The sequence below is a fragment of the Candidatus Soleaferrea massiliensis AP7 genome (genome assembly GCF_000820765.1).
In the GTDB taxonomy this organism is placed as follows: domain Bacteria; phylum Bacillota; class Clostridia; order Oscillospirales; family Ruminococcaceae; genus Soleaferrea; species Soleaferrea massiliensis.
In genome coordinates, this window is sequence record NZ_CCYH01000019.1 from 1 (window position 1) to 22,981 (window position 22,981).

The 22,981-nt window shown below is 54.0% G+C and carries 21 protein-coding genes; 8 read left to right on the forward strand and 13 right to left on the reverse strand.

The features are described from left to right. Nucleotides 1–611: 611 nt before the first annotated feature. Nucleotides 612–1,166: an energy-coupled thiamine transporter ThiT gene (thiT, locus tag BN348_RS04165; protein ID WP_040196430.1), complete on the reverse strand. Its 555-nt coding sequence runs from the start codon at nucleotides 1,164–1,166 to the stop codon at nucleotides 612–614. A 206-nt stretch (nucleotides 1,167–1,372) separates the two neighbouring features. Between thiT and sigG the strand changes: the two genes are divergently transcribed. Beyond that, nucleotides 1,373–2,143, forward strand: a complete 771-nt coding sequence (gene sigG, locus BN348_RS04170) for an RNA polymerase sporulation sigma factor SigG (RefSeq protein ID WP_040196431.1) — start codon at nucleotides 1,373–1,375, stop codon at nucleotides 2,141–2,143. 135 nt (nucleotides 2,144–2,278) lie between these two features. On the opposite strand, the gene BN348_RS04175 is transcribed toward sigG, so the two are convergent. The 10 genes from BN348_RS04175 to BN348_RS04220 all read right to left on the reverse strand — a co-directional run bounded on the left by BN348_RS04175 (nucleotide 2,279) and on the right by BN348_RS04220 (nucleotide 12,165). Further along, entirely contained in the window at nucleotides 2,279–2,923 is a 645-nt protein-coding gene (locus BN348_RS04175) for a pentapeptide repeat-containing protein (protein ID WP_052446700.1), read from the reverse strand. Between the two features lie 68 nt (nucleotides 2,924–2,991). Then, on the reverse strand, nucleotides 2,992–3,909 hold the full coding sequence (locus BN348_RS04180) for a bifunctional riboflavin kinase/FAD synthetase (protein WP_040196432.1): 918 nt from the start codon (nucleotides 3,907–3,909) through the stop codon (nucleotides 2,992–2,994). A gap of 279 nt (nucleotides 3,910–4,188) precedes the next feature. After that, complete coding sequence (gene truB, locus BN348_RS04185; RefSeq protein ID WP_040196433.1) at nucleotides 4,189–5,100, reverse strand: tRNA pseudouridine(55) synthase TruB; 912 nt, start codon at nucleotides 5,098–5,100, stop codon at nucleotides 4,189–4,191. 274 nt (nucleotides 5,101–5,374) lie between these two features. Continuing rightward, complete coding sequence (locus BN348_RS04190) at nucleotides 5,375–6,325, reverse strand: DHH family phosphoesterase (protein ID WP_040196434.1); 951 nt, start codon at nucleotides 6,323–6,325, stop codon at nucleotides 5,375–5,377. A gap of 100 nt (nucleotides 6,326–6,425) precedes the next feature. Beyond that, entirely contained in the window at nucleotides 6,426–6,764 is a 339-nt protein-coding gene (gene rbfA / locus BN348_RS04195) for a 30S ribosome-binding factor RbfA (RefSeq protein WP_040196435.1), read from the reverse strand. 100 nt (nucleotides 6,765–6,864) lie between these two features. Further along, nucleotides 6,865–9,903 (reverse strand): translation initiation factor IF-2, encoded by a 3,039-nt coding sequence (gene infB, locus BN348_RS13510; RefSeq protein ID WP_040196436.1) that lies wholly within the window; start codon nucleotides 9,901–9,903, stop codon nucleotides 6,865–6,867. Between the two features lie 7 nt (nucleotides 9,904–9,910). Next, nucleotides 9,911–10,228 carry a L7Ae/L30e/S12e/Gadd45 family ribosomal protein gene (locus BN348_RS04205; protein ID WP_242844303.1) on the reverse strand — a complete coding sequence of 106 codons (318 nt, stop codon included), beginning with the start codon at nucleotides 10,226–10,228 and terminating at the stop codon, nucleotides 9,911–9,913. Further along, nucleotides 10,221–10,490 carry an RNase P modulator RnpM gene (gene rnpM / locus BN348_RS04210; RefSeq protein WP_040196438.1) on the reverse strand — a complete coding sequence of 90 codons (270 nt, stop codon included), beginning with the start codon at nucleotides 10,488–10,490 and terminating at the stop codon, nucleotides 10,221–10,223. Before rnpM ends, BN348_RS04205 begins: the two co-directional genes overlap by 8 nt. Nucleotides 10,491–10,570: 80 nt before the next feature. Next, nucleotides 10,571–11,665 carry a transcription termination factor NusA gene (gene nusA / locus BN348_RS04215; protein ID WP_040196439.1) on the reverse strand — a complete coding sequence of 365 codons (1,095 nt, stop codon included), beginning with the start codon at nucleotides 11,663–11,665 and terminating at the stop codon, nucleotides 10,571–10,573. A gap of 2 nt (nucleotides 11,666–11,667) precedes the next feature. Further along, entirely contained in the window at nucleotides 11,668–12,165 is a 498-nt protein-coding gene (locus BN348_RS04220; protein WP_040196441.1) for a ribosome maturation factor RimP, read from the reverse strand. 1,300 nt (nucleotides 12,166–13,465) lie between these two features. Between BN348_RS04220 and BN348_RS04225 the strand changes: the two genes are divergently transcribed. From BN348_RS04225 to BN348_RS04255, 7 genes are all read left to right on the forward strand, one after another. Further along, complete coding sequence (locus BN348_RS04225; RefSeq protein ID WP_040196442.1) at nucleotides 13,466–14,536, forward strand: D-alanine--D-alanine ligase family protein; 1,071 nt, start codon at nucleotides 13,466–13,468, stop codon at nucleotides 14,534–14,536. After that, complete coding sequence (murI, locus tag BN348_RS04230) at nucleotides 14,529–15,344, forward strand: glutamate racemase (protein WP_040196443.1); 816 nt, start codon at nucleotides 14,529–14,531, stop codon at nucleotides 15,342–15,344. Before BN348_RS04225 ends, murI begins: the two co-directional genes overlap by 8 nt. 28 nt (nucleotides 15,345–15,372) lie before the next feature. Beyond that, nucleotides 15,373–15,810, forward strand: coding sequence for a YwiB family protein (locus BN348_RS04235; RefSeq protein ID WP_040196444.1), 438 nt, complete (start codon nucleotides 15,373–15,375; stop codon nucleotides 15,808–15,810). Beyond that, nucleotides 15,803–17,497, forward strand: coding sequence for an arginine--tRNA ligase (gene argS / locus BN348_RS04240; RefSeq protein ID WP_040196445.1), 1,695 nt, complete (start codon nucleotides 15,803–15,805; stop codon nucleotides 17,495–17,497). The genes BN348_RS04235 and argS overlap by 8 nt, the downstream gene beginning before the upstream one ends. Nucleotides 17,498–18,381: 884 nt before the next feature. Beyond that, nucleotides 18,382–19,617: a homocysteine S-methyltransferase family protein gene (locus BN348_RS04245; RefSeq protein WP_040196447.1), complete on the forward strand. Its 1,236-nt coding sequence runs from the start codon at nucleotides 18,382–18,384 to the stop codon at nucleotides 19,615–19,617. 255 nt (nucleotides 19,618–19,872) lie between these two features. After that, a complete protein-coding gene (holA, locus tag BN348_RS04250) occupies nucleotides 19,873–20,913 on the forward strand; it encodes a DNA polymerase III subunit delta (RefSeq protein WP_040196449.1) in 1,041 nt (346 codons plus the stop codon). Between the two features lie 10 nt (nucleotides 20,914–20,923). Then, complete coding sequence (locus BN348_RS04255) at nucleotides 20,924–21,562, forward strand: ribonuclease M5 (RefSeq protein ID WP_040196451.1); 639 nt, start codon at nucleotides 20,924–20,926, stop codon at nucleotides 21,560–21,562. Between the two features lie 512 nt (nucleotides 21,563–22,074). On the opposite strand, the gene BN348_RS04260 is transcribed toward BN348_RS04255, so the two are convergent. Together BN348_RS04260 and BN348_RS14125 are read right to left on the reverse strand one after the other, a co-directional pair. After that, nucleotides 22,075–22,299: a helix-turn-helix domain-containing protein gene (locus BN348_RS04260; protein ID WP_040196453.1), complete on the reverse strand. Its 225-nt coding sequence runs from the start codon at nucleotides 22,297–22,299 to the stop codon at nucleotides 22,075–22,077. 410 nt (nucleotides 22,300–22,709) lie between these two features. Continuing rightward, the coding region (locus BN348_RS14125; RefSeq protein ID WP_207641733.1) for a hypothetical protein at nucleotides 22,710–22,981 on the reverse strand (272 nt) is incomplete at its 5' end.

The window sequence follows — 22,981 nt, forward strand, 5'->3', positions numbered from 1 at the left end:
CCCCTTGAAAATCCCCCTATAATATCCCTCTTTCTTCTTCGGCCGCCTGCGGGCGGCGTTTGGCTTTTGGCAGGGTGGTTGGGCACAGCTAGTAGCGGACGCTTCCCCGGTTTCAAGTTTCTTTCATGGTACCCCGATTCCCGTAACCGCTGCGTAAACAGTCCTTTGGCCGAAGAACGCCGTAGGCGATTGCTCCACCGCAGGTGGTGCGGGCGGCGTTTGGCTTTTGGCAGGGTGGTTGGGCACAGCTAGTAGCGGACGCTTCTCCGGTTACAGGTTTCTTTCATGGTACCTCGATTCCCATAACCGCTGCGTAAACAGTCCTTTGGCCGAAGAACGCCGTAGGCGGTTGCTCCACCGCAGGTGGTGCGGGCGGCGTTTGGTTTTGGGCAGGGTGATTGGGCACAGCTAGTAGCGGACGCTTCTCCGGTTTCAAGTTTCTTTCATGATACTCCGATTCCCGAAGCCGCTGTGTCAACAATTCCTTGAAGGGACTTGAGCGTTGAGCCATACAGCCGAACGTTGATGAACAAGGGCATAAGCAGACCACATTGACAATAAAAAACGATGCCCATCAAGAGAAGATGAAATCCTCTTGATGGGCAACGTGATCATCCGCGCAGCTTCTTTAAATTCAGATACTTCGCGATAAACAGCATGAAAATGGAACTGATGATCAGTTCGCCAATCATATAAGAACCGTTATAAAGCAGGGAGTACAGCCAAACCGGCTGGCCTTCGGGTGCGAACGAATTCCAGATCAGAATGCCGGCAATGAAGTGGCAGATAAACTGGATGACCATGACAATGACGGTTGCGCCGACCATAGCGCTCGCTTTTCCTTTGAACAGCTTGCCAAAGACACCGGCGAGTCCGGGCACGCCGAATACGATGATGTATTCCAGCAGGATGAGCAGGAAGAACGACAGGAAATCCTGCGATGGCGGCGGATAAAAGCCGATGACAAGCTGTATGCCGGCAAATACCAGGGAGACAAGCAGTGACCATTTGACGTTATACATGAATGCATAGACCATCAGCGGAACCATGCTGCCGACTGTGATGGCGCCGCCGTTCGGCAGCTTGAACACAGCCAGCGTATAGAGCACCGTTGCGAGCGCGACCATCAGCGCGCCGTGGGTCAGTTTTTTTACGGTGGGATTCATAGATGCAACCTCCTATAGATTGTGTTGGTGAAAAAGTATCGAACAAACGCTTTGGAATCGCGTATTGGATCAGGTAAAAAAATCCTGTACTGGATAGATTTCTATTTCTCCGAAGCCGGGGATTGGCGGATGTGACAGTATGAAAATTCCTTTTCCGGACCATACTACCTTATGAAAATCGCTTGAAGGAAAAAGGGGTTGTAGCAGTGTATATCAACAAGGTGGAAATTTGCGGCGTCAACACGTCCAAATTAAAGGTTCTCAAGGAAAAGGAGAAAGAAATCCTGCTCAGAAGGGTTAAGGATGGGGATAGAAGCGCACGGGATGAACTGATCAACGGCAATCTGCGGCTGGTTTTGAGTGTGGTTCAGAAATTTTCAAACCGCGGCGAAAATCTGGACGATCTGTTTCAGGTCGGCTGTATCGGACTGATGAAGGCCATCGACAATTTTGACATCTCACAAAATGTGCGGTTCTCCACCTATGCGGTGCCGATGATCATCGGTGAAATCCGCCGCTATCTGCGCGACAACAATTCCATCCGTGTCAGCCGGTCGATGCGCGATACGGCCTATAAAGCCATGCAGGTCAAGGAACAGCTCACCAACGAGCATTCCAAGGAGCCTACCGTCGAGGAGATCGCCCACATGATGGGCGCCAAGCGCGAGGATGTCGTATTGGCGCTGGAATCGATCGTCGAGCCGGTGTCGTTATACGAGCCGGTCTACAGCGATGGCGGCGATACGATCTATGTCATGGATCAGGTGGGGGACAACAACGACGACAGCAACTGGCTGGAAGAGATTTCACTGAAAGAAGCGATTGCCAAGCTGGGGGACCGTGAAAAGAAAATCTTGTCCCTGCGATTTTTTGAAGGAAAGACGCAGATGGAGGTGGCCGGTGAAATCGGCATCTCGCAGGCACAGGTTTCACGCCTTGAAAAATGTGCGCTCTCCCGCATCAAGAAACAGATTTGATAGCAATGAATCATATAAATTGCCGGCATTCCGTGTGAAGGATGCCGGTTTTTCTTCGTACGGAATTTCACCTTCATGACAAAAGTATCAGGCAGGGCATAGGGGAGAAGCCTTTCATGGGGGATGTCCAAATTCTTACCGGATGATCAGTCCCAGAAAACGTGCCAGGTCGCTGGCCTGATAGGCTGAGACGATGGCACCCTTGAGATCGCTTGGAGCAAGACGGATGCCCTCAAGCTGGCAGCTTCTCAAATCCATCCCGGCGAGCGGCGTATTCAGAAACTGAACCGCTGTGAAATCACAGTTTTCGAAGGTGACATGCTTGAGCGTGCAGTCCCCGAACACAGCTTCCGCAAAGCTTCCCTGTACAAAAGCCGCGGATTTGAATTTTGATCCGCTGAAATTGGCATACCGGCCGTTACAGCCTTCCAGGATGACGTCCTCCCAGATCGATTCATAGAAGTTGGTTCCCATGATGCGGCAGTTGTCAAAGAAGACCCGATGGAATTTGTTTTCATTCAGATAGATGTTGGACAGGTCACAGTTTTCAAACCGGACGTCCAGAAAGTAGGATTTTTCAATGCGACATTCCGAAAACCGGCAGTTTCGAAAGATGCAGCCGGAGAATTTGATATCCTGCATGCGGATATCTGTTATGGCGCCGTCCGCAAACAGAAGGGAAAGCAGATCGGTCTGATCTTCGGCGGCCTGAAGCATGGCTCTGTCGATATCGTGACAGGTTTCCGGCTCGTTTGGCAGGATGGGCGTCATGATTTTCATCAGTATTCCTCCGTTTCGGCAGTCACTGCGTAAAAAATCCCCGTCTTTAACGGAAAGACAGGGAGCACTCAGTCTTGAAGAACCTCTTTGAGAAGCATGCGGGAGGTCTGCACATCCCGCAGAATCCCTGTTTTGAGCGCGTCAATCGAATCAAATTTCTTTTCCGGGCGGATGAATTCATACAGGCGGACCGGGATGTCCTGTCCATAGAGATCCCCGTCATAGTCGAAGATATAGGTTTCAGCCAGCGGCGCTTGGCTTCCGACCGTCGGCTTGATGCCGATATTCGTGATGCCGGGCTTCCAGGCGCCGTCCACCCAGGCTGTGGATGCGTAGACGCCGAATTTCGGCAGGATAAAATAGTCCGGGATCAACTGGTTGATAGTCGGCGATTCGAGCGTACGGCCAAGCTGCCGGCCCCTGACCACCGTAAAATCAATGGTGAACGGACGTCCGAGGAGTTCCCGCGCCTTCGGCATGTTGCCGCTTTTGACCTCTTCACGGATGCGCGAGGAGCTGACCGGCTCACCGCCGCGTTCGAGACGTTCCACGACATGAACCTCAATGCCATATGTCTGGCCGAGCCTTTTGAGGTCGTCCGTGCTGCCGCTGGCGTTCCTGCCGAAATGGAAGTTGTATCCGCAGTATACGGCCTTTGCACGCATCCGCTGGCAGAGCACCTGCTCGACAAACTGTTCGGGCGTCAGGCCGCGGAACATCTCGAAATCCGGGCAGACCATACAGGATACGCCAAGCTGTTCCAGCATGGATTCTTTGAACGCTTCCGACATCAGCCCGGCATGGGCAGGCTTCGAAGCTGGACGGGATGTCCGCGTGGAGAAGGTGAAGACAGCGGAAAGAAGGTTCCCGCACTGCTTCGATGCTTGGATGACCGCCTGATGGCCCAGATGTACGCCGTCAAAGTATCCCAATGCGACCGAAGTGTCCCGCTCCATCTGAAAGGACAGATCATAGTAGCTGACCAAATGACATTCCCCATTTCGTGTATGTAGGCGATTTCAGGATGTATCCATCCCCAAACGACAGAAGATCATCTCACGCGGTTTTAGATGATGTGACCGGACAATCATTCAATCACCATGGTGGTGAAAGGACCATCTTGGTCTGTTCAGTCCTTATAGCAATGAAAGATTCTCGCCCTAATAGCGGCAATAGATCATCTAAATCTGCTTCATCCACATAGAAGTGAAGGATTTTCTAAATCGGCTTAGTCCCGATAGCGATGAAAGATCTTCTAAATCGGCTCAGTCCTCATAACGGTGAAAAATCTTCTTAATCCGCAGCTTGCGGGTATTCAGATCGATATATCCAAGCCCCAAGAACTGACCGGATTCATCCAGAACGGAAACAAGATCATCGGCATCCAGCGAACCAAGCTGATCGATATCCAGCTTGACGCCGTTCTGGAATTTGAGCGCGTTGGCTTTGGTGAGCACCAGCTGTTCATAATCTGAAAATGCCGACTCGATCGGCAGAAGCACCTGCTGGAGCGTGCCCGCGTCTCTTAGTTTCTGAAGCTCGTCGAGCGTATAACACTGCTCGATGGTATAGCCGGCCGCCATCGTGCGCCGCAGCGCGACCAGCGTAGCGCCGCAGCCAAGACGTTTTCCAATATCGTCACAGAGCGTCCGGATGTAGGTACCTTTGGAGCAGAACACATCGATTTCAAATTCCTGCGCGGCTTCATCGGATGAGAGCAGCCGCAGTTCATAGATGGTGATGGTCCGGCTTGGACGGCTGACCTCTTTTCCCTGTCTTGCCAGTTCATACAGCCGTTTTCCATCGATTTTGACCGCTGAGTACATCGGCGGCGTCTGCTCAATGGAGCCGAGGAAATGCTGCAGCACCTGTGCAAATTCTGCCGCGGATATGTGGGACGGCTTCTGCTCCAGGATTTCACCGGTGATGTCCTGTGTCGTTGTGGTGATCCCGAGCCGGAGTCTGGCGGTATAGCGCTTGTCCTGATTCGACAGCAGGTCGCAGCAGCGGGTGGCCCGGCCGATAAACGCTGGAAGAACGCCGGTGGCCATTGGATCGAGCGTACCGGCATGTCCAATCTTTTTGGTGCCGGTCATGCCCCGCAGCACGGCCACAACATCAAATGAAGTGAAATCCTGCGGCTTGTCAATACAGATGATTCCGCTTAGCTCGTTCATGACAATTCCCCCTGTCGATCGTTGGATGAATACAGCATGCCATATATCGGTACGTTCTATGGTGAAGGATGCGTCATCGCATCTTCCGGTTAGAAATATGCCTGGTTTCCATAAACAACATGGTTTTCCGCTTATGCTGTCCGGCATTGGATTGCTGGAAGGCTACGCTGTCCGTTGCACAGGATGCCGTTCCCTGATGCCGAACGTTTTATCAGGCATCATACAGATTCAATACGGTTTCATGCATCGCATAAGCCCCGTCAAAGAGGTCTTCTCAGGAGAAAAGCGGCTCGGATGCCTTTAAAAGATCCTGTTTGACCGATTCAAAGTCCTTGTTGATGGTACAGCCGGCAGCGCGCGCATGTCCGCCGCCGCCGAACTGGCTGCAAAGCTTTGATGCGTCGATGCCTGCGCCGGTCCGCACCGAGATCTTATAGCCTTCGCCGGGTTTTTCCTTGATCAGTAGGCCGAGTTCGACGCCCTCGATCTGGCGCGTCATGGCGGCAAGGCCGTCCAGCTCGCTTTCATCGACACCGGTTTTCTGCAGCATATTGGTGTCGTAATGGATGACGGCGCAGCGGTTGTCGAAATAAAATTCGAGGTTGTTGAGCACCATGCGTTCCATCTGGATGCGGGCAAGCGACTTGGTTTCAAACATCAGTTTGTTGATGAATTCGTAGTCGGTGTCCAGCTCGATCAGTTTGGCCGCGATGATGTGGGTGCGCGCCGATGTGTTCGAGAATTTAAAGCAGCCGGTATCGGTCACAATACCGGTGTAGATGCAGTTTGCGATGCGCTTGTCAAACGCAATGCCCATCCGCTCGATGATCAGGTAGATCATCTCAGCGGTTGCGGCGGAGGTGTCCTCCAAATAGGTATACGCCGCAAACATCGAGTTGCTGGGATGGTGGTCGATTGCCAGGTCGATGCGGCCCCGATAGGCCTCCATGCTTTTGCCGAGCAGGCTTTCATCGGCCACGTCGACCGAGACAAGCAGGTCCGGTTCAAAATCCGGACAGTTGCCCGCTTCATCGATAAAATAACCATATTTGGCGGGAAAGCTGTCATGGCAGACCACGGCAGCTTTTTTGCCGATGCCGTTCAAGGCATATTTGAGCGCGAACGAGGAACCCAATGTATCCCCATCCGGGCTTTGATGCGAAAAGATCAGGATGTTCTGTGCGCCCTGCAGCAGTTCGCAGGCTTTTTCCAAGTTGACTTTCATCTCTTCTACCTCAATGATTCCATATCGGAAAGTTTGATGCTGTATGCAGGACAGGCCGTGTCATCCTTTTAAAGATCTACAAACCGGCCTGCCTGAGAATTTAAAGTACATCGTTCAGGATTTTTGCAATCTCTGCGCTGTGTTCAATCGAGTCGTCCGCAATGAACGAAACCTCGGGAGAACGCCGCAGCTTCAAGCGGTGATTGAGTTCCCGGCGCACGTATCCGGCGGCGTTGTTGAGCCCCTTCACCGCCTGCTTGGTGGCCTCGAAGCCCTCCAGGGAACTGACATAGACCTTTAAATAGGAGAGGTCCTTGGACAGGTCCACCCGCACGATTGTCAACAGTCCGGTGATGCGCGGGTCCTTGAGGGTCCGCATGATATCGGTGAGTTCGCGCCTCGCGTCTTCGCTGGCGCGGTCCACTTTAAAATTTGCCATAGCTGCTCCTTTATCTATTCCTTTGCAGTAAAAGAAGAAACCGGCGCGCCGCCCCCGAAACATCGGCGACGGCGGCTTTGGGGATGGAAGGAACAACGGATTATTCGCGGTACTCCTCCATCATATAGGCTTCAAAGAAATCGCCCTCCTTGAGGTCGTTGAACTTCGTAAGTCCCATACCGCATTCGTAGCCCTGGGCCACTTCTTTTACATCATCTTTGAATCGTTTTAAGCTGTCCAGCACGTCGTCGGCGACAATGATGCCGTCACGCACGATGCGGATCTGTGCGTTTCTGGTGATCTTTCCTTCGGTCACGTAGCAGCCTGCAACGGTGCCGACATTCGAGATCTTGTAGACCTGGCGCACTTCTGCGCGGCCAAGCTCGACCTCGCGGATCTTCGGCGCCAGCATGCCCTTCATAGCCGACTGGATTTCCTCGATTGCATCGTAGATGACGCGGTACAGGCGAATTTCAATGCCGCCCAGTTCAGCGTTGTTCTTTGCAACCGGATCCGGACGGACGTTGAATCCAACGATGATCGCGTTGGACGCGTCAGCCAGCATGACATCCGATTCACTGACTGCGCCGACCGCGCCGTGGATGACCCGTACGCGGACCTCTTCATTCGAGAGCTTCTCAAGCGACTGTTTGACCGCCTCGACCGATCCCTGTACGTCGGCTTTGACGATGATCGGCAGTTCCTTGACGTCTCCCTCTTCAATCTGGGAGAACAGGTTATCCAGTGTGACCTTCTGATAGGACTTGAACTGTTCCTCTTTGATCTCCGCTTTGCGCTCCTCGACAAGCTCGCGCGCAAGCTTCTCATCCTCAACCGCGTTGAAGATGTCGCCTGCGGACGGAACCTCCGCGAGTCCGGTGATCTCGACCGGGATGGACGGGCCGGCTTCCTCAATGCGGTTGCCCTTGTCGTCCAGCATAACCCTGACGCGTCCGACCGCTGTGCCGGCGATGACGACATCGCCCTGCTTGAGCGTACCGTTTTGAATCAGGATGGTTGCGACCGGTCCGCGGCCGATATCGAGCTTCGCCTCGATGACGGTGCCCTTGGCCAGCCTGTTCGGATTGGCCTTGAGTTCCATGACATCGGCGGTCAGCTGAACCATCTCCAGAAGGGTGTCGATGCCGTCCTGCGTCTTTGCGGAAACCGGTACGCAGATGACGTCGCCGCCCCATTCCTCCGGAACCAGCTCATATTCGGTGAGTTCCTGCTTGATGCGGTCCGGGCTGGCGCCTTCCTTATCCATCTTGTTGATGGCCACAATGATCTGGACGCCGGCGGCCTTTGCGTGGTTGATGGCCTCGACGGTCTGCGGCATGATGCCGTCGTCCGCCGCGACAACCAGGATGGCGATATCGGTGACCTGCGCGCCTCTGGCACGCATCGACGTGAACGCCGCGTGTCCCGGCGTATCCAGGAAGGTGATGGAACGCTCGCCCACCTTGACGCGGTATGCGCCGATGTGCTGCGTAATGCCGCCCGCCTCGGTGGAGGTGACGTTTGCATTGCGGATGGCGTCGAGCAGGGAGGTCTTTCCGTGGTCAACGTGTCCCATGACGACCACGACCGGGCTTCTCTCAATGAGATCGTCGGAATCATCCTCACTGTCGTCTATCAGGCGTTCCTCGGTGGTGATGATGACCTCTTTCTCAACCTTGGCGTGGAATTCCTCCGCGACCAGTACAGCCGTATCGAAATCTACGGTCTGGGTGATGGATGCCATCACGCCCAGCATCATCAGCTTTTTGATGACCTCAGCGGCCGTGACCTTCAGGCGGGCGGCCAGTTCGCCGACTACAATTTCCTCCGGCACGGTGATCTTGAGCTGTTTTTTCTTTCTTTCAGCTTCCAGACGGCGCATCTTCTGCGCCTCAGTCTCGCGCTTGGCGGAACCGAAGCGGCCGCGGCGCTGGCTTCTCTGGTTGAGCTTCTGCTTTTTCTGGATATTATCCTTGTTCATCGCGTTGCTCGGAGCAATCTGCTCGTAACGCTCATTGTATTTATCGAGTTCAACGTTGGCCGCGCGCGTATCGACATAGCGCACGTTCTTGTTGCCGATGGTTTTGGAATCCGCCGCGTTTTCACCGGGAGCCGATGTGGTCGGACCCATATTGGAGCGGTTGATGATCTTTTTGGCTATTTTATTGTGGGACGGCTGCTGGTTGTTCGGCTTGCCGCCCTGACGGTTCTGGCCGAATCCGCCTTGCGGACGGTTGCCCTGTGCGCCCTGCGAACGGTTCTGGTAGCCGCCCTGGCCGCCCTGCGCATTTTGTCCGCCTTGGTAACCGCCCTGACGGTTCTGATTGAATCCGCCCTGCGGACGACCTGCCTGCTGTGAACCCTGCGAACGGTTCTGGTAGCCGCCCTGACCGCCCTGCGCATTCTGTCCGCCCTGGTAGCCACCCTGACGGTTCTGATTGAATCCGCCCTGCGGACGGCCTGCCTGCTGTGAACCCTGCGGACGGTTCTGATAGCCACCCTGGCTGTTCTGACCATTTTGGCTATTCTGTCCGCCCTGGTTACTCTGGGCGGTTTGAGTGCCAGGCTGGCGGTTCTGGCCGGACACATTGGACGCGGCTGGTGTATGTCCCGCATTTGTAGGATTTGCATTCTGCGGCGTTTTATGAGCAGCAGCTTCGGTTGCAGCCGGTTTTGTTTTGGTATCGGCCGGTGCAGCCGCCTTTGGCGCGGCCTTCTGCGATGCCGGTGCGCCGGCAGCTGTCTTCGGTGCGGATTTCTCCGGCGCCGGTGTGCCGGCAGCCGCCTTCGGCTGTGTTTTCGGCATTTCCTGCTGCGCGGCGGCTTTTGCGGGTTCCGCCTTCGGGGCTTCCTGCTTGGGCGCATCCGTTTTCGGCGCATCCTCCTTGGCAGCCGGTGCTTTGGCTTTTTCAGGCGCCTTTTTCGGCTGCGGCTTCACCGAATGAAAATACGTATCGAATTCCTTCACCTCATTTTTCTGGGTGTAGTGTTCAAATACCACATTGAGCTCATCCGGAGTCAGTGCGGTCATATGTTTTTTCGGCGTCTCAAAATGCTTTGCCAGCAGATCGATGACATCCTTGCTGGGTACGCCCAAATCCTTGGCGACTTCGTGTACTCTATATTTGTTATTGATCATATTCTATCTATTCCTCCTTGTTTGAAGCGGCGGCCATTATCGCAATTCGTTCGGCAAAATTCGGGTCTGTCAAGGCTAAAACTCCCGCTTTTCTCCCGGTTACCTGTGCAAGCTCCGCCATGCTTTCCATCAGCTTCAGATGCGGAACCTCGTATTTCTCACAAAAATAAACGACTTCCTTCAATGTTTTTGCCGACACATCCGCCGCGGTCAGCACCGCTGCGGCTTTGCGCTCGCCGGCCGCCTGTTTTACCGTATCAAAACCGGCAATCAGTTTACCAGCTTTTCTGCTCAGCGAGATCATGCCCAATGTCCCATTACTCACCTTTTGCTAATTCCTCCTCCATCTGGTTGTAAACCTCATCCGGTATACGGCAGGAAAAGGTACGCTCCAGCCGACGGTTTTTGCGGGCCTTTTTCAGGCACTCCAGATCGCAGCATACATAAGCGCCGCGTCCGGGCTTGCGTCCGGTCAGATCCAGAGATAAATCGCCTTCCTTGCTTTTGACGACCCGAACCAGATCCCGCTTCGGCTTCATTTCACCGCAGCCTGTGCACATGCGCATAGGGACCCGTTTGTTCTGCATGACAATTCACCTCTTTCTGAAATCGTACGTTTCCTCTTACCAATAGAATCTATATAAAAGACTGCACATGCAGCCTGTGCTTACAGATTGGCCTCGATCAAATCCTCCTGCATCGGCTCGTCGGAAAAATCCTCAAGCTCCTCGCCTTCGGGATGAATATCGATCTTCCATCCGGTCAGCCTGGCGGCCAGACGGACGTTCTGTCCCTTATTGCCGATGGCCAGCGAAAGCTGGTCGGCGGGAACAATGACCCGACAGGCGCGGGCAGCTTCGTTCTCAATCTGCACCGAGATGACCTCGGAAGGGGAGAGCGCAGCGGCGATGAACTCCTCAGGCTTTTCGCTGTATTTTACAACGTCGATCTTTTCGCCGCACAGCTCGTTGACGATCTCCGCGACGCGCGCGCCCTTCGGTCCGATACAGGCGCCGACCGCATCGACGTCCTCATTTTTGCTGTAAACCGCAATCTTGGTGCGGGAACCGGCTTCACGGGAAACCGATTTGATCTCGACGGTGCCGTCGTAAATCTCGGGTACCTCCATCTCGAACAGACGCTTGACCAGTCCCGGATGGGTGCGGGAGATCATGATGCGCGGCCCCTTCTCGGTCTGAACCGCTTCAGCGACGTAAATCTTGACGCGGTCGCCTTCACTGAGCTGCTCGCCCGGAATCTGTTCGGATTTTGACAGGACGGCTTCGGAATGTCCGATTTCCAGCGTCACAGATCCCTTGCGCGGATCGGTGCGGGTGACAAGGCCGGTTGCAATATCCTGCTGACGGCTCTGGAATTCCTTCAAAAGCTGCTCGCGCTCCGCTTCACGGATGCCCTGGCGGATGATGTGTTTGGCCGTCTGCGCCGCAATGCGTCCGAACTGCTTGGTTTCCAGCTTGATGTCGACCATCTCGCCGATTTTAGCGCGCTTGTTGTACTTGAGAGCTTCTTCAAGATAGATTTCTTCAGTCGGATCCTCGACCTCTTCGACAGCCATCTTGCTGATATATACGTTAAAGGAGCCCTTCATTGGATCGATATCCAGAACGACGTTCTTCGGATCCTGATAATCGCGCTTGACCGCCGTGGTGATGGCGCTTTTGATCTTTTCGAGAAGCTCATCCTGCTCGATGCCCTTCTCCTTGGCGATCATGGCGAGCGCTTCAAAAAATTCGGTGTTCATGTTTATTCAATACCCTCCAGTTCTATCTCTTCATCGGCCAGTTTAATAAAGGCGGCCTCTTTCTTCTGGAAGCACACCGCCTGATTTTCATCGGTTGTGATGGTGATGGCGTTATCCGCAAAGGTTTCCAGACGGCCCGTAAATTCACGCACCCCGTCGACCGGACGAATTAATTTCACCTGAACGCGGTGCCCGATATACTGGCTGAAATGCCATGGCTTCACAAGTTCGCGTTCGATGCCCGGCGAGGACACTTCAAAGATGTAGCTCTGATCGATCGGATCGGCTTCATCCAGCATTTTATCAAGTTTGCGGCTGACATTCTCGCAGTCATTGATATCCACGCCGCCCTTCTTATCGATAAAGACGCGCAGATACCAGTTCGCGCCTTCCTTTTCGAACCGCACATCCCACAGGATGAGTCCCATTTCTTCCAGGGCGGGTTTTGCAAGCTCCGTGACGATGGACACGGTATTCTGGCCGTTTCTGCTCTTTGACAAATAAAATCACTCCAACATAAACGAAAGAGTGGGAACTTCCCACTCTTTCATCCTACTTTATATTACAATAAATACTATACCATATCTGGCGGCAAAATGCAAGGGAATAGGCGAAAAAATGTAATAATTTTCTGTCTTCGTTACTATCTATAGAAAAAGGAAGATTGGTTATAGTTTATGAGTGAAAATCCCGATTATGCGGTCAATTCGCATGAAACGTCATCGGGATCAACTTTTATCGTTAAATTCACATAATACTGTTTGCACGGGAAATACAAATATGATATGATATAAATCAATTGTCGGTTAAGGTCATCCATAAAAGTATTGACATCGCTGAGGCGCAGCGGTCTTTCGCTGTTGCCAAGTGATACTTGGTACAGTAGTCGTTACTTCCGCTGTAGTTCAGCGGTTTTCCTGTGTTTGCCAAGACGCCTTGGCGAGGTGGTTGTTACTTCTTTGCGCGGCCAAAGAAGTAACCAAGAAAGGCCGTTCAAGGGGGGCCATGCACAGAGGCGCTTAAAGCCAGATGGCCCCCCCTTGAAAATCCCCCTCAGATATCCCGTTATCTGCTACGGCCGCCTGCGGGCGGCGTTTGGTTTTGGGCTGAGTGGTTGGGCAGGGCTAGCAGCGGAAGCTTCTGTGGTTAAAGGCTGTATTCATAGTACCTCAAGACCAAAAGCTGAGAGATAACTTAAATTCCATATTGGGAAGCAAGTTCGTTTGAATGAGTACGATTCAGATTCCATGCAGATTTATCCTGAAAAGAACAATGCCCGCTATGGCGTGGTGGGGACAATGAGGCTAGACGAGAGCTGAGCATGGATGGAAGATAAAGCTGACAGCGACAGAACGGAGAAACGGGAGAGCGCCGCGCGACATGGGGCCTCTGAGCCGAGCCATTGCGGGAATCCTGCCGTCATCTGGAAGCAGGAACTGCCCAATTCCGGAAAAGCTGCGTGATTGGGGGATTTTTAAGGGGGCGGCAGACCCCTTGAATGGCCTTTTCTGGTTACTCTTTTGGCCACGCAAAAGAGTAACTGCCACTTGCCAGGGCTTACCCGGCAAAACAAAGGAGACCACTTGCACCTCCGTGCAGGAATGCTGCCATCCTGCCAAAGCGGTTAGACAAAAAAAGTCTGCTGCGATACAGCGCAAAGCGGTCTAAGCAGCCAGATAACCCATAACCTTTAATACAATCCGATCTTCATGCAACATGTTGGATGATAGAGATCAATTGAGAGAATCAAGACTTCGATCCCAATGGGATCAATACCATATAGAAAGTAGTGACCTGTGTATGGCAAAACAAACCGTAGCCGTCATCTTCGGCGGTGTCTCCTCCGAATACAGCGTGTCGCTGGTTTCGGCATCATCCTGCCTGGAGAATATCCCAAAGGAGAAATATGACATCATTATGCTGGGCATCACCGCGGATGGGCGATGGTACCTCTATGACGGCCCCATCGACAGTATCCGGAATGACAGCTGGCAGAACGAAGCATATATCACCCCCGCAGTCATCAGCCCGGACCGCCGGGTCAAGGGAATCGTCGTCTTCGAAAAGGGCGGATTCCGGGAAATCCAGATTGATGCTGCCTTTCCGGTGCTGCACGGCAAAAACGGCGAGGATGGAACGATTCAGGGGCTGTTCCAGCTTGCGGGCATTCCGTTTGTCGGATGCGACATGCTGTCCTCCGCCATTTGCATGGATAAGGAGTACACGCATACCGTGCTCAGCCAGGCGGGAATCCGCAACGCAAAGTACATGGCTGTGCACAGAAATGAAATCGGGGAGTTTGACCGGATAGAAACGCTTTTAAAAGAAAAGCTGTGCTATCCGATGTTTGTCAAACCGGCCAACGCAGGCTCATCGGTCGGCGTGTCCAAGGCGAAGGATTCGGCTGCGCTCAAAGCGGCGCTCGAGCTTGCCTTCCGGCACGACGGCAAGGCGATTGTCGAGGAGACCATCGTCGGCCATGAGGTCGAATGCGCCGTGCTTGGCAACGACAAGCCGTTCGCATCGGTGATCGGCGAAATTGAGTCCTGCAACGAGTTTTACGATTACGAGGCCAAATATGTGGCCGATTCCAAGCTGCAGATTCCGGCAAAGGTGGATAAAACCATCTCAGACCTTGTGCGCGATACGGCTGTCAAGGCCTATCAGGCACTGGGATGCGCGGGACTCAGCCGGGTAGACTTCTTCATCACACAGGACGGCGGGGTGATCCTCAACGAGGTCAATACGATTCCGGGCTTCACCTCGATCAGTATGTATCCGAAGATGATGCAGGAAAGCGGTATCCCTTATGGCGAACTGCTCGACAGATTGATTCAATTCGCTTTGGAAAGGGCTGAAGTACATGGATAATCGTCCAATCGGCGTGTTCGATTCCGGACTGGGCGGACTCACCGTGGTCAAGGAGCTGAAAAATATCCTGCCGGATGAGCAGATCATCTATTTTGGAGACACCGGCCGCGTCCCGTATGGGAACCGCAGCCGCGAGACCATCCGCCGCTACACGGCGCAGGATATCCGGCTGCTGCAGAGCTTCGACGTCAAAATGATCGTCGCCGCCTGCGGCACCGTCAGCGCCAACGTGCTGGAAAAGGAAATCGAAGGTTTGAAGGTCCCCTATACCGGCGTGCTGCTGCCGGCGGTGCAGAGCGCCTGCGCGGTGTCGACAAACGGCGTCATCGGCGTCATCGGTACAACGGCGACCGTGCGTTCCGGCGCATATGGCAAGGCCATCCGCGGCATCCGGCCGGATGCGAAGGTCATCGGGCACGACTGCCCGCTGTTTGTCCCGCTGGTCGAAAACGGCATGGTTGAACGCGGCAACCGGATCACGGAGCTGACAGTACAGATGTACCTGACCCCGTTTCTTACGGAGGATATCGACACTTTGATCATGGGCTGTACCCACTATCCGCTGCTGTACGGCTTCATTTCGGATATCTTCGGAAATCACGTTACCCTGATCGATCCGGGCAAGGAGACGGCGCATTATGTGCAGAACTACCTGACCAGCAGCAATATGCTGTTTGAAGGGGACGACCCGCAGCCAAACCGCTACTTTGTCAGCGATACGGTGGACGGCTTCTGCGAAACCGCGGAGAAGTTCCTGCAGCGTGACCTGAACGGGCAGGTCGAACGCATCATGATAGAAGATTATTGACGGTCAAAGAAAGAGGAGGCCGGGGAAGTTGAAGAAAGATGTTTTGATCACCATCCGGGGCGTACGCGGCGCGGATGGTGAAACGGACTGCATTGAGCTGACCACCGAGGGCAGTTTCTATAAAAAGGCGGACAGCTACTACATCCGCTATAAGGAGAGCGAAGCGACCGGGTTTGAGGGCGCGACCACGACACTGAAGGTGGAAGGGGACCGCAGGGTCACCATGACGCGTTCCGGCCCGGCCCGTTCCCAGCTTGTCATTGAAAACGGGAAGCGGCATCTCTGCCATTACGGCACACAGGTGGGGGATATCATGATGGGTATCTTCTGCAACAACATCAAGATGGGGTTGTGTGAGGACGGCGGGCAGCTGAATTTCAAATACACGATCGACATCAATTCCAATCTGGAAAGTGAAAACGAGATCTTTATCAATGTAGAGGAGTGTAAGAATCAGGATGTCTAATCTAGTGGAAGTTGCACAGACACAGTTAAGAGAGATCATTTTAAACGCATTGTCGTCGGCGGTGGCGCAGGGCCTGCTTGCCGCCGAACCGATTCCGGCTTTTCTGATTGAAATCCCGGCGGACAAGTCCCACGGAGACTTCGCGACCAACGTCGCGATGGTATCCGCCAAGGCGTTTCATATGGCCCCGCGCAAAATCGCGGAGATTATCCAGGCAGAGGCCGTTCTGGACGGCAGCTATTTTGAAAAATGCGAGATCGCCGGCCCGGGCTTCATCAATTTCTTTCTGTCCCAGAGGTGGTTTGCCGACACGGTGTCCACCGTGGAGCAGGAGGGGGAGCGTTATGGAAAGAGCGATTTCGGCGGGCATCAGAAGGTGATGGTCGAATTTGTCTCGGCAAACCCGACCGGCCCGATGCATATCGGCAACGCGCGCGGCGGCGCGCTGGGCGACTGCCTGGCCGCGGTGCTGGAGAACGCGGGCTACGATGTGACCCGCGAATTCTATGTCAACGACGCCGGCAACCAGATCGACCGGTTCGGCCTGTCGCTGGAAGCCAGATATCTGCAGCTCTTTAAAGGCGAAGAGAACGTCGCGTTCCCGGAGGACGGCTACCACGGCGAGGACATCAAGGTCCGCGCGAAGGAATACGCAGACTTGCACGGCGACGCGCTGCTGGACAAGCCGTCCGAAGAGCGCTGCCGGGCGCTGATCGAATATGCGCTCCCGAAAAACGTCGAAAAGCTGAAAACCGATCTTGAAAGCTACCGCATCCTCTACGACGTCTGGTTCATGGAAAGCACGCTGCATCAGGAGAAGGTTGTGGACAAAATCGTCTGCATTCTTTCATCCAAGGACTTGACCTATGAAAAGGACGGCGCGCTCTGGTATCAGGCGACCGCGTTCGGCAGCGAGAAGGATGAGGTGCTGATCCGTGCGAACGGCAACCCGACCTACTTTGCGGCCGACATTGCCTACCACTACAACAAATTCGCGGTGCGCGGCTTCGACAGGGTCATCAATGTCTGGGGCGCGGACCATCATGGACATGTCGCGCGCTTGAAAGGTGCGATGGACGCCATCGGGCTGGACGGCTCGAAGCTGGATATCCTGCTGATGCAGCTGGTCAAGCTGATGCGGGACGGCGAGGTCGTCAAGGTCAGCAAACGGACCGGAAAATCCATCACGCTTTCGGACCTGCTCGAGGAAATCCCCATCGATGCGGCACGGTTCTTCTTCAACCTCAGGGAACCGAACAGCCATCTGGATTTTGATCTGGATCTGGCGGTGGAGGAATCCTCCCAGAACCCGGTCTACTATGTGCAGTACGCGCACGCGCGCATCTGCAGCATCTTCAAGAAGCTGGACGCTGAAGGCATCAAGCTGCGGGACTGCACCGGCGGGGAGCTTCTCAGGCTGACAGCGCCGGAGGAACGCGAATTGATCCGGCATCTGGCGCTCTATACCAACGAGATCATTGACGCCGCGAAAGCCTATGATCCCGCGCGGATGACCCGCTATGCGATTGAGCTTGCGACACTGTTCCATAAGTTCTACAACGCCTGCCGCGTCATGGGCGAGGATGAAGGCCTGATGCAGGCGCGTCTGAACCTCTGCGTAGCGGCCCGGACGGTTCTGCACAATGTGCTGACCCTCTTGAAGGTGGATGCGCCGCAGAGCATGTAACGAACCAAACAAAAACACGGATCGCGGCAGATAAGCCGGGGTCCGTCTTCAGCTTTCATAAGACAGCCGATATGCATCAGACCGAAAACCGCAGAATGGCGATTGCTACACCGTTCTGCGCTTTGGAAACCATTCTTACACAAAGCCGTTTGCACCACCTGCGATAGGGCATCGCCTACAGCCACCTGCGGTGGGGCAATCGCCTACGGCGTTCTCTGATCGAAGAATTGTTTATACAGCGGCTTCGGGACTCAGGGTACCAGAAAAGACTGTCACAGGGAGCGTTAGCGTCCGCTGCAGCCATTCAGCTACCCAGACCAAAGCCAAAAGCCGCCCGCAGGCGGCCGCAGCGGATAAAGGAATAGCGGTGGGGCAATCGCCGATGGTGTTCTCTGATCGAAGAATTGTTTACACAGCGGCTTCGGGAATCGGGGTACCAGTAAAGACAGTCGCAGGGAACGTAAGCGTCCGCTGCCAGCCATTCAGCCACCCTGACCAAAGCCAAACGCCGCCCGCAGGCGGCCGAAGCGGATAGCGGGATATCAGAGGGGATTTTCAAGGGGGCCATCTGGCCCTAAGCGGCACACTGTATGGCCCCCTTGAACGGCCTTTCTTGGTTACTTCTTTGGCCGGCAAAGAAGTAACGACCACAATGCCAAGTGTCACTTGGCAAACAACGTGAACCCGCTGAGATACAGCGATACAACTATCACAATACCAAGAGTCACTTGGCAAACATCGTGAAACCGCCGGGGTACAGCGGTATCATATCCACATAATTGGTACCTTGGCAGACAGAAACAGCGTTTATCGCTTTTTCGACCTACAAACGGGGACATATGCGAACGGATGTCCGTTCCAATCAGAACAAGGGGGTAACAGTCATGGCATTTCCATTCAAACTGCCGCTGCTGCTGGACGGCGCAGCCGGTACAAATTTGATCGCGGCAGACATGCCGCAGGGAGTCTGCGTTGAAGACTGGGTGAAAGAGAATCCGCAGGTCATGCAGAGGATTCAGGCCGCTTTTCTGGAAGCGGGAGCGGATGTCCTGTACGCGCCGACCTTCGGCGCAAACAGGGAGAAGCTGTCCCATTATCTGCTGGAGGATCAGACACAGCAGATCAACAAGGCGCTGGTTTCGATGACAAAGGAAACGGCGGAAAGCGAAGCGCTGGTGGCCGGAGACATGTCCCCGACCGGATTGTTCGTCGAGCCGTTTGGCGAAGCGTCGTTTAAACAGCTTGTGAAGGTCTATGAGGAGCAGGCCGCCTGCCTGAAAAAAGCGGGCGCCGACCTGCTTGTGATCGAGACGATGTTTTCCCTCGCCGAAATCCGCGCGGCCATCCTGGGGGCGAAGAAGACCGGCCTGCCGATCTTTGTCACCATCACCGTGGATGACGACGGCCGCACCATCACCGGACTGGATGCGCGCACCGCACTGCTCACCGTGCAGGCGATGGGCGTTTCGGCCTTCGGACTGAACTGCTCGGAGGGACCGCAGAGCATGGCGGCGAACATCCAGAGGATCGCGCCGTATACAGAGATTCCGCTGATCGGCAAGCCGAATGCGGGACATCCGGACCCGGAAGACCCGTCGAGATACGACCTGTCGCCCGAAGCGATGGGACAGGCCATGAAGGCGCTGTTCGAGGCGGGTGTTCAGATCGCGGGCGGATGCTGCGGCACCACGCCGGACCATCTGGCGGCGATCCGGAAGGCGATGGATGCATTCGATTTCAAGGCTGTAAACATCCAAAGGGAAGAACCGGCCGCTGTATTGCTGGCAAACGAATCTGAATCGTATTTTCTGAGCCGAGATACGATTCGGTTATCGGAACCGGTCACATGCGGCGAGGACATGGAGGACGCGTTGCTGGATATCGATGAGGATGCATGCGATGCGGCTCTCATTATGATAGAAAATCCCGAGGATGGTTACGAATTCAGCCTGAATGCACATATGCTTCATCTGCCGGTTGTTTTCAGGGCAAAGGATGAAAAGGCGCTGGAGCGGGCACTGTTCTATTACCAGGGTATCGCGGGCATCGATTCTGCCTGCGGGATATCAGTAGAGGCGAAAGAACGGCTGGCACAGCGCTATGGTTCAGCGATTCTGTAAGAAATCATCGGGAGAGAAACCGGACATCGGTTTCTCTCCCATTTGTATAATGGAAAATCGGTTTCTGGGAGAAGCATTACCGGGCGGAAGCGTTTCCAGTGGCACTGTTTAAGATAACATGAAAGACCTGTACAGTGACTTTTTTTCCCGCCTGCGGCGGAGGAGAAAAGACGGATATCTGATGACACAAGTGTCGCGTCAGAACTTTTTTATATGACATGAACGGTGTCTTCATGGGAAGTAAGGGGGAATTATATGAAGATTACAGATGAAACCGCGTTTCATAAGCATCTCAAGGAGGGCAGTCTCCTGCCGGTGTACCTGTTATGCGGAAAAGAACAGTATCTCAAAAAGCTGTATTTGGAACGGATGATCGATCAAGCGGTGGACGACCGCAGCGGCTTCAATTTCCAGAAATTCGACGGCAAGGAGCTGCGCGTCGAGACGCTCTGCGACGCGGTGGTGAGCCTGCCGGTCTTTGCGGGCCGGAAATGCGTCGTGGTTTCCGATCTCGATCTGGAGAAGCGCGGCAGCGGCGAAATGGATCAGTTAAAGGAGCTGCTCGCCGACCTGCCGGATACCACGGTGCTCATCTTCTGTTATTTCGGCATCGAAGCAGATATCAAAAAAAACGCCAAGTACAAGAAGCTTGCGGCGCAGGTGGACAAAGCCGGATGCGTTGCGGAGCTGAGTCCCCGCACCGGGAGCAGCCTGATCAAATTTATCCGCGACAGCGCGGCGCGGGCGGGATGCTCGATGCAGCCGGCAGCGGCATCCTATCTGGTGGAGCGGTGCTCCGGCGATATGCAGGCGCTCAAAAATGAGATTGACAAGCTGTGCCATTATAGACCCGGCGGCGAGATCACCGAAGCGGATATCGACCTGCTTTGCTCGCGCGCCGTACAGAGCTCGGTATTCGAGATTTCCAAAGCCATGCTGAAGAACGATTACACCCGCTGTATGCAGATTCTGGATGACCTGTTCTATATGCGGGAACAGCCCGTCGCCATTCTGGCTGTGCTGTCCACCGTTTTCATCGATCTGTACCGTGCGGCGGTCGCGAAGAAAAACGGCATCCCGGTGACCGACCTCATCGGATGGTATGACTACCGCGGCAAGGATTTCAGAATTAAGAACGCATACCGCGACTGCTACAAATTCAAGGAAGCATTTTTAAAGGGCAGCCTGCAGCTGCTGTTGGATGCGGACCTCAGGCTGAAAAGCTCCCGTGCGGATGGACGCGTGGTACTCGAACAGCTTGTGACCGATCTGATTATGCTGCGCAGCCAGGGTTAGGAGTGACAGTATGGAAGAGAACAGGAGCCAGCCCCCGCGCATCCATGTTCGGCAGGCGGTGATTGTCGAGGGGCGTTATGACAAGATCAAGCTGTCCTCGATTCTGGACGCGACGATCATCGAAACGCACGGCTTTCGCATCTTCAAGGATCGGGAAAGGATGCAGCTGCTGCGCGTTCTTGCAGAGAAGAAAGGTTTGATCGTGCTGACCGACAGCGACGCGGCCGGCTTTAAAATCCGGCATCATATCGCCGGGAGCATCGACCCGAAGCTGGTGAAGCACGTCTATATCCCGGATGTTTACGGCAAGGAACGGCGCAAGGAAAAGGCGTCCAGGGAAGGGAAGCTCGGTGTGGAGGGCATCAGCCGGCAGGAGATTTTAAAGGCATTTGAGAAGAGCGGCGTGCTGTGTGAGGAAAGCGGCGGCGAAACAGCGGGCCGGGAGATCACCAAAATCGATCTGTTCGAAGACGGCCTGACCGGGACGCTCAACAGCGCGGCAAGGCGCGGCGCGCTGCTGAAAAGCTGCGAGCTGCCGGAATATCTTGGCACGAACGCAATGCTTGTCGTCCTGAACGTCATGATGTCATACGACGCGTACAAGGCAAAGATAGCGGAATTATTCGATGAAGAGCGGACAGCGCCGTAGAGGTTGACAGCTATGACGCGACGATTTTTTCTGCGCGGTTTGGAGCGGAAAATAAACGAACCCTGCGGAAATCCGGCGCCGGATGTTTTGCACCAATATCCTGCGCTTACTTAAAAAAGTAAATATACATGCGGGTTTCAATATGCTGTACTGATTCACAGAACACGGATCGTTCCGAATCGGCGACGCCAATGGCATATGAAAGGTCATAAACAGATCTTTCATATGCCATTGGGGTTGCTGTAAAGAGCGATTCCGACTGTTTGAGATATCTTTTAGCGGGACCGCATGTTTGACAAGGCAGCAGATGCTTTGCACCAGCGTCTGTTGTTCTGCATCCGGTTTACCCGGCGAAGCGACGGTGTTTTCCGATGGCCCTTGGAAAGCGCCATATAAAAAAATAACGATGCTTTAAAGGGGTGACCGGAGCAGGAGAGAACCTGTTTGGATGTCGCTGACAAGATATTGCAAACGAAAAGGAACCCTGCCTGGTACGTTCGGCAGGGTTCCTTTTATTGTTGTTTTTTGCGCTTGGGCGGCGTGGGATCATCTGTCAGACCCAATAAATAATCGATATTGGTGTCGTAAAGAAGGGCTAGCCTGATTAATGCTTCAGTTGGAATGTTGTTGCTGCGTTCATAAGTGGAATAATTTCTCTGGCAGACACATAAGTATTCAGCTACTTGTCTTTGCAGCAGGTCATGGTCTTCTCGAAGATCGCGGATTCTGTTGTACATGTTATCACCCTGCTACAGTATAACAAAATACTCAAAGCGGAGTTGAGTTTCACCGGTATATCCGTTAGGCGTAAAATAATCGTTGTTTCACTGTAACACAGTGGTCCCTCTATGTTTACCAAGTACCACTTGGCAAGTGGCAGTTCTTCTTTGCGCGGCCAAAGAAGAACCAAGAAAGGCCGCCAAAGGGGGAATGCCGCTTCGGTACAGTGAGAATGGACGTCATTCCCCCTTTGGAAACCCCCTCAGCCCGTCCGAATCTTTTTTGGGGCAAGGAAACACAGCGTTCGCTGGGTTCGAACGTCCGCAGCATCGATAATGATGTCTATACATCTGCTCGCTCTGTGTTCCGAATCCATTGAAACAATTGATCTGCACTATGCTGTGTGGTAAAGGTTTCGTTTTGTGCTTTAAATAGACAAGGTGGTTGCCCGACGTGCCTGTCTAAGAGAGTTGAATCCCTGTAGATTTCCGGTAAGATGCTTGATCGAAGATTGAGGGTATTCATCACTGCTTAATGGAAACCCTCGCAGATAGAGGGAAGCCGACGCACCAGCCAAGGTATTGGGGTACCATAAAAACAAACTGTAACCGGAGAAGCGTCCGCTGCTAGCTGCGCCCAACCACCCGGCCAAAAACAAAACGCCGCCCGCAGGCGGTCGAAGCAGATAATGGGATATCT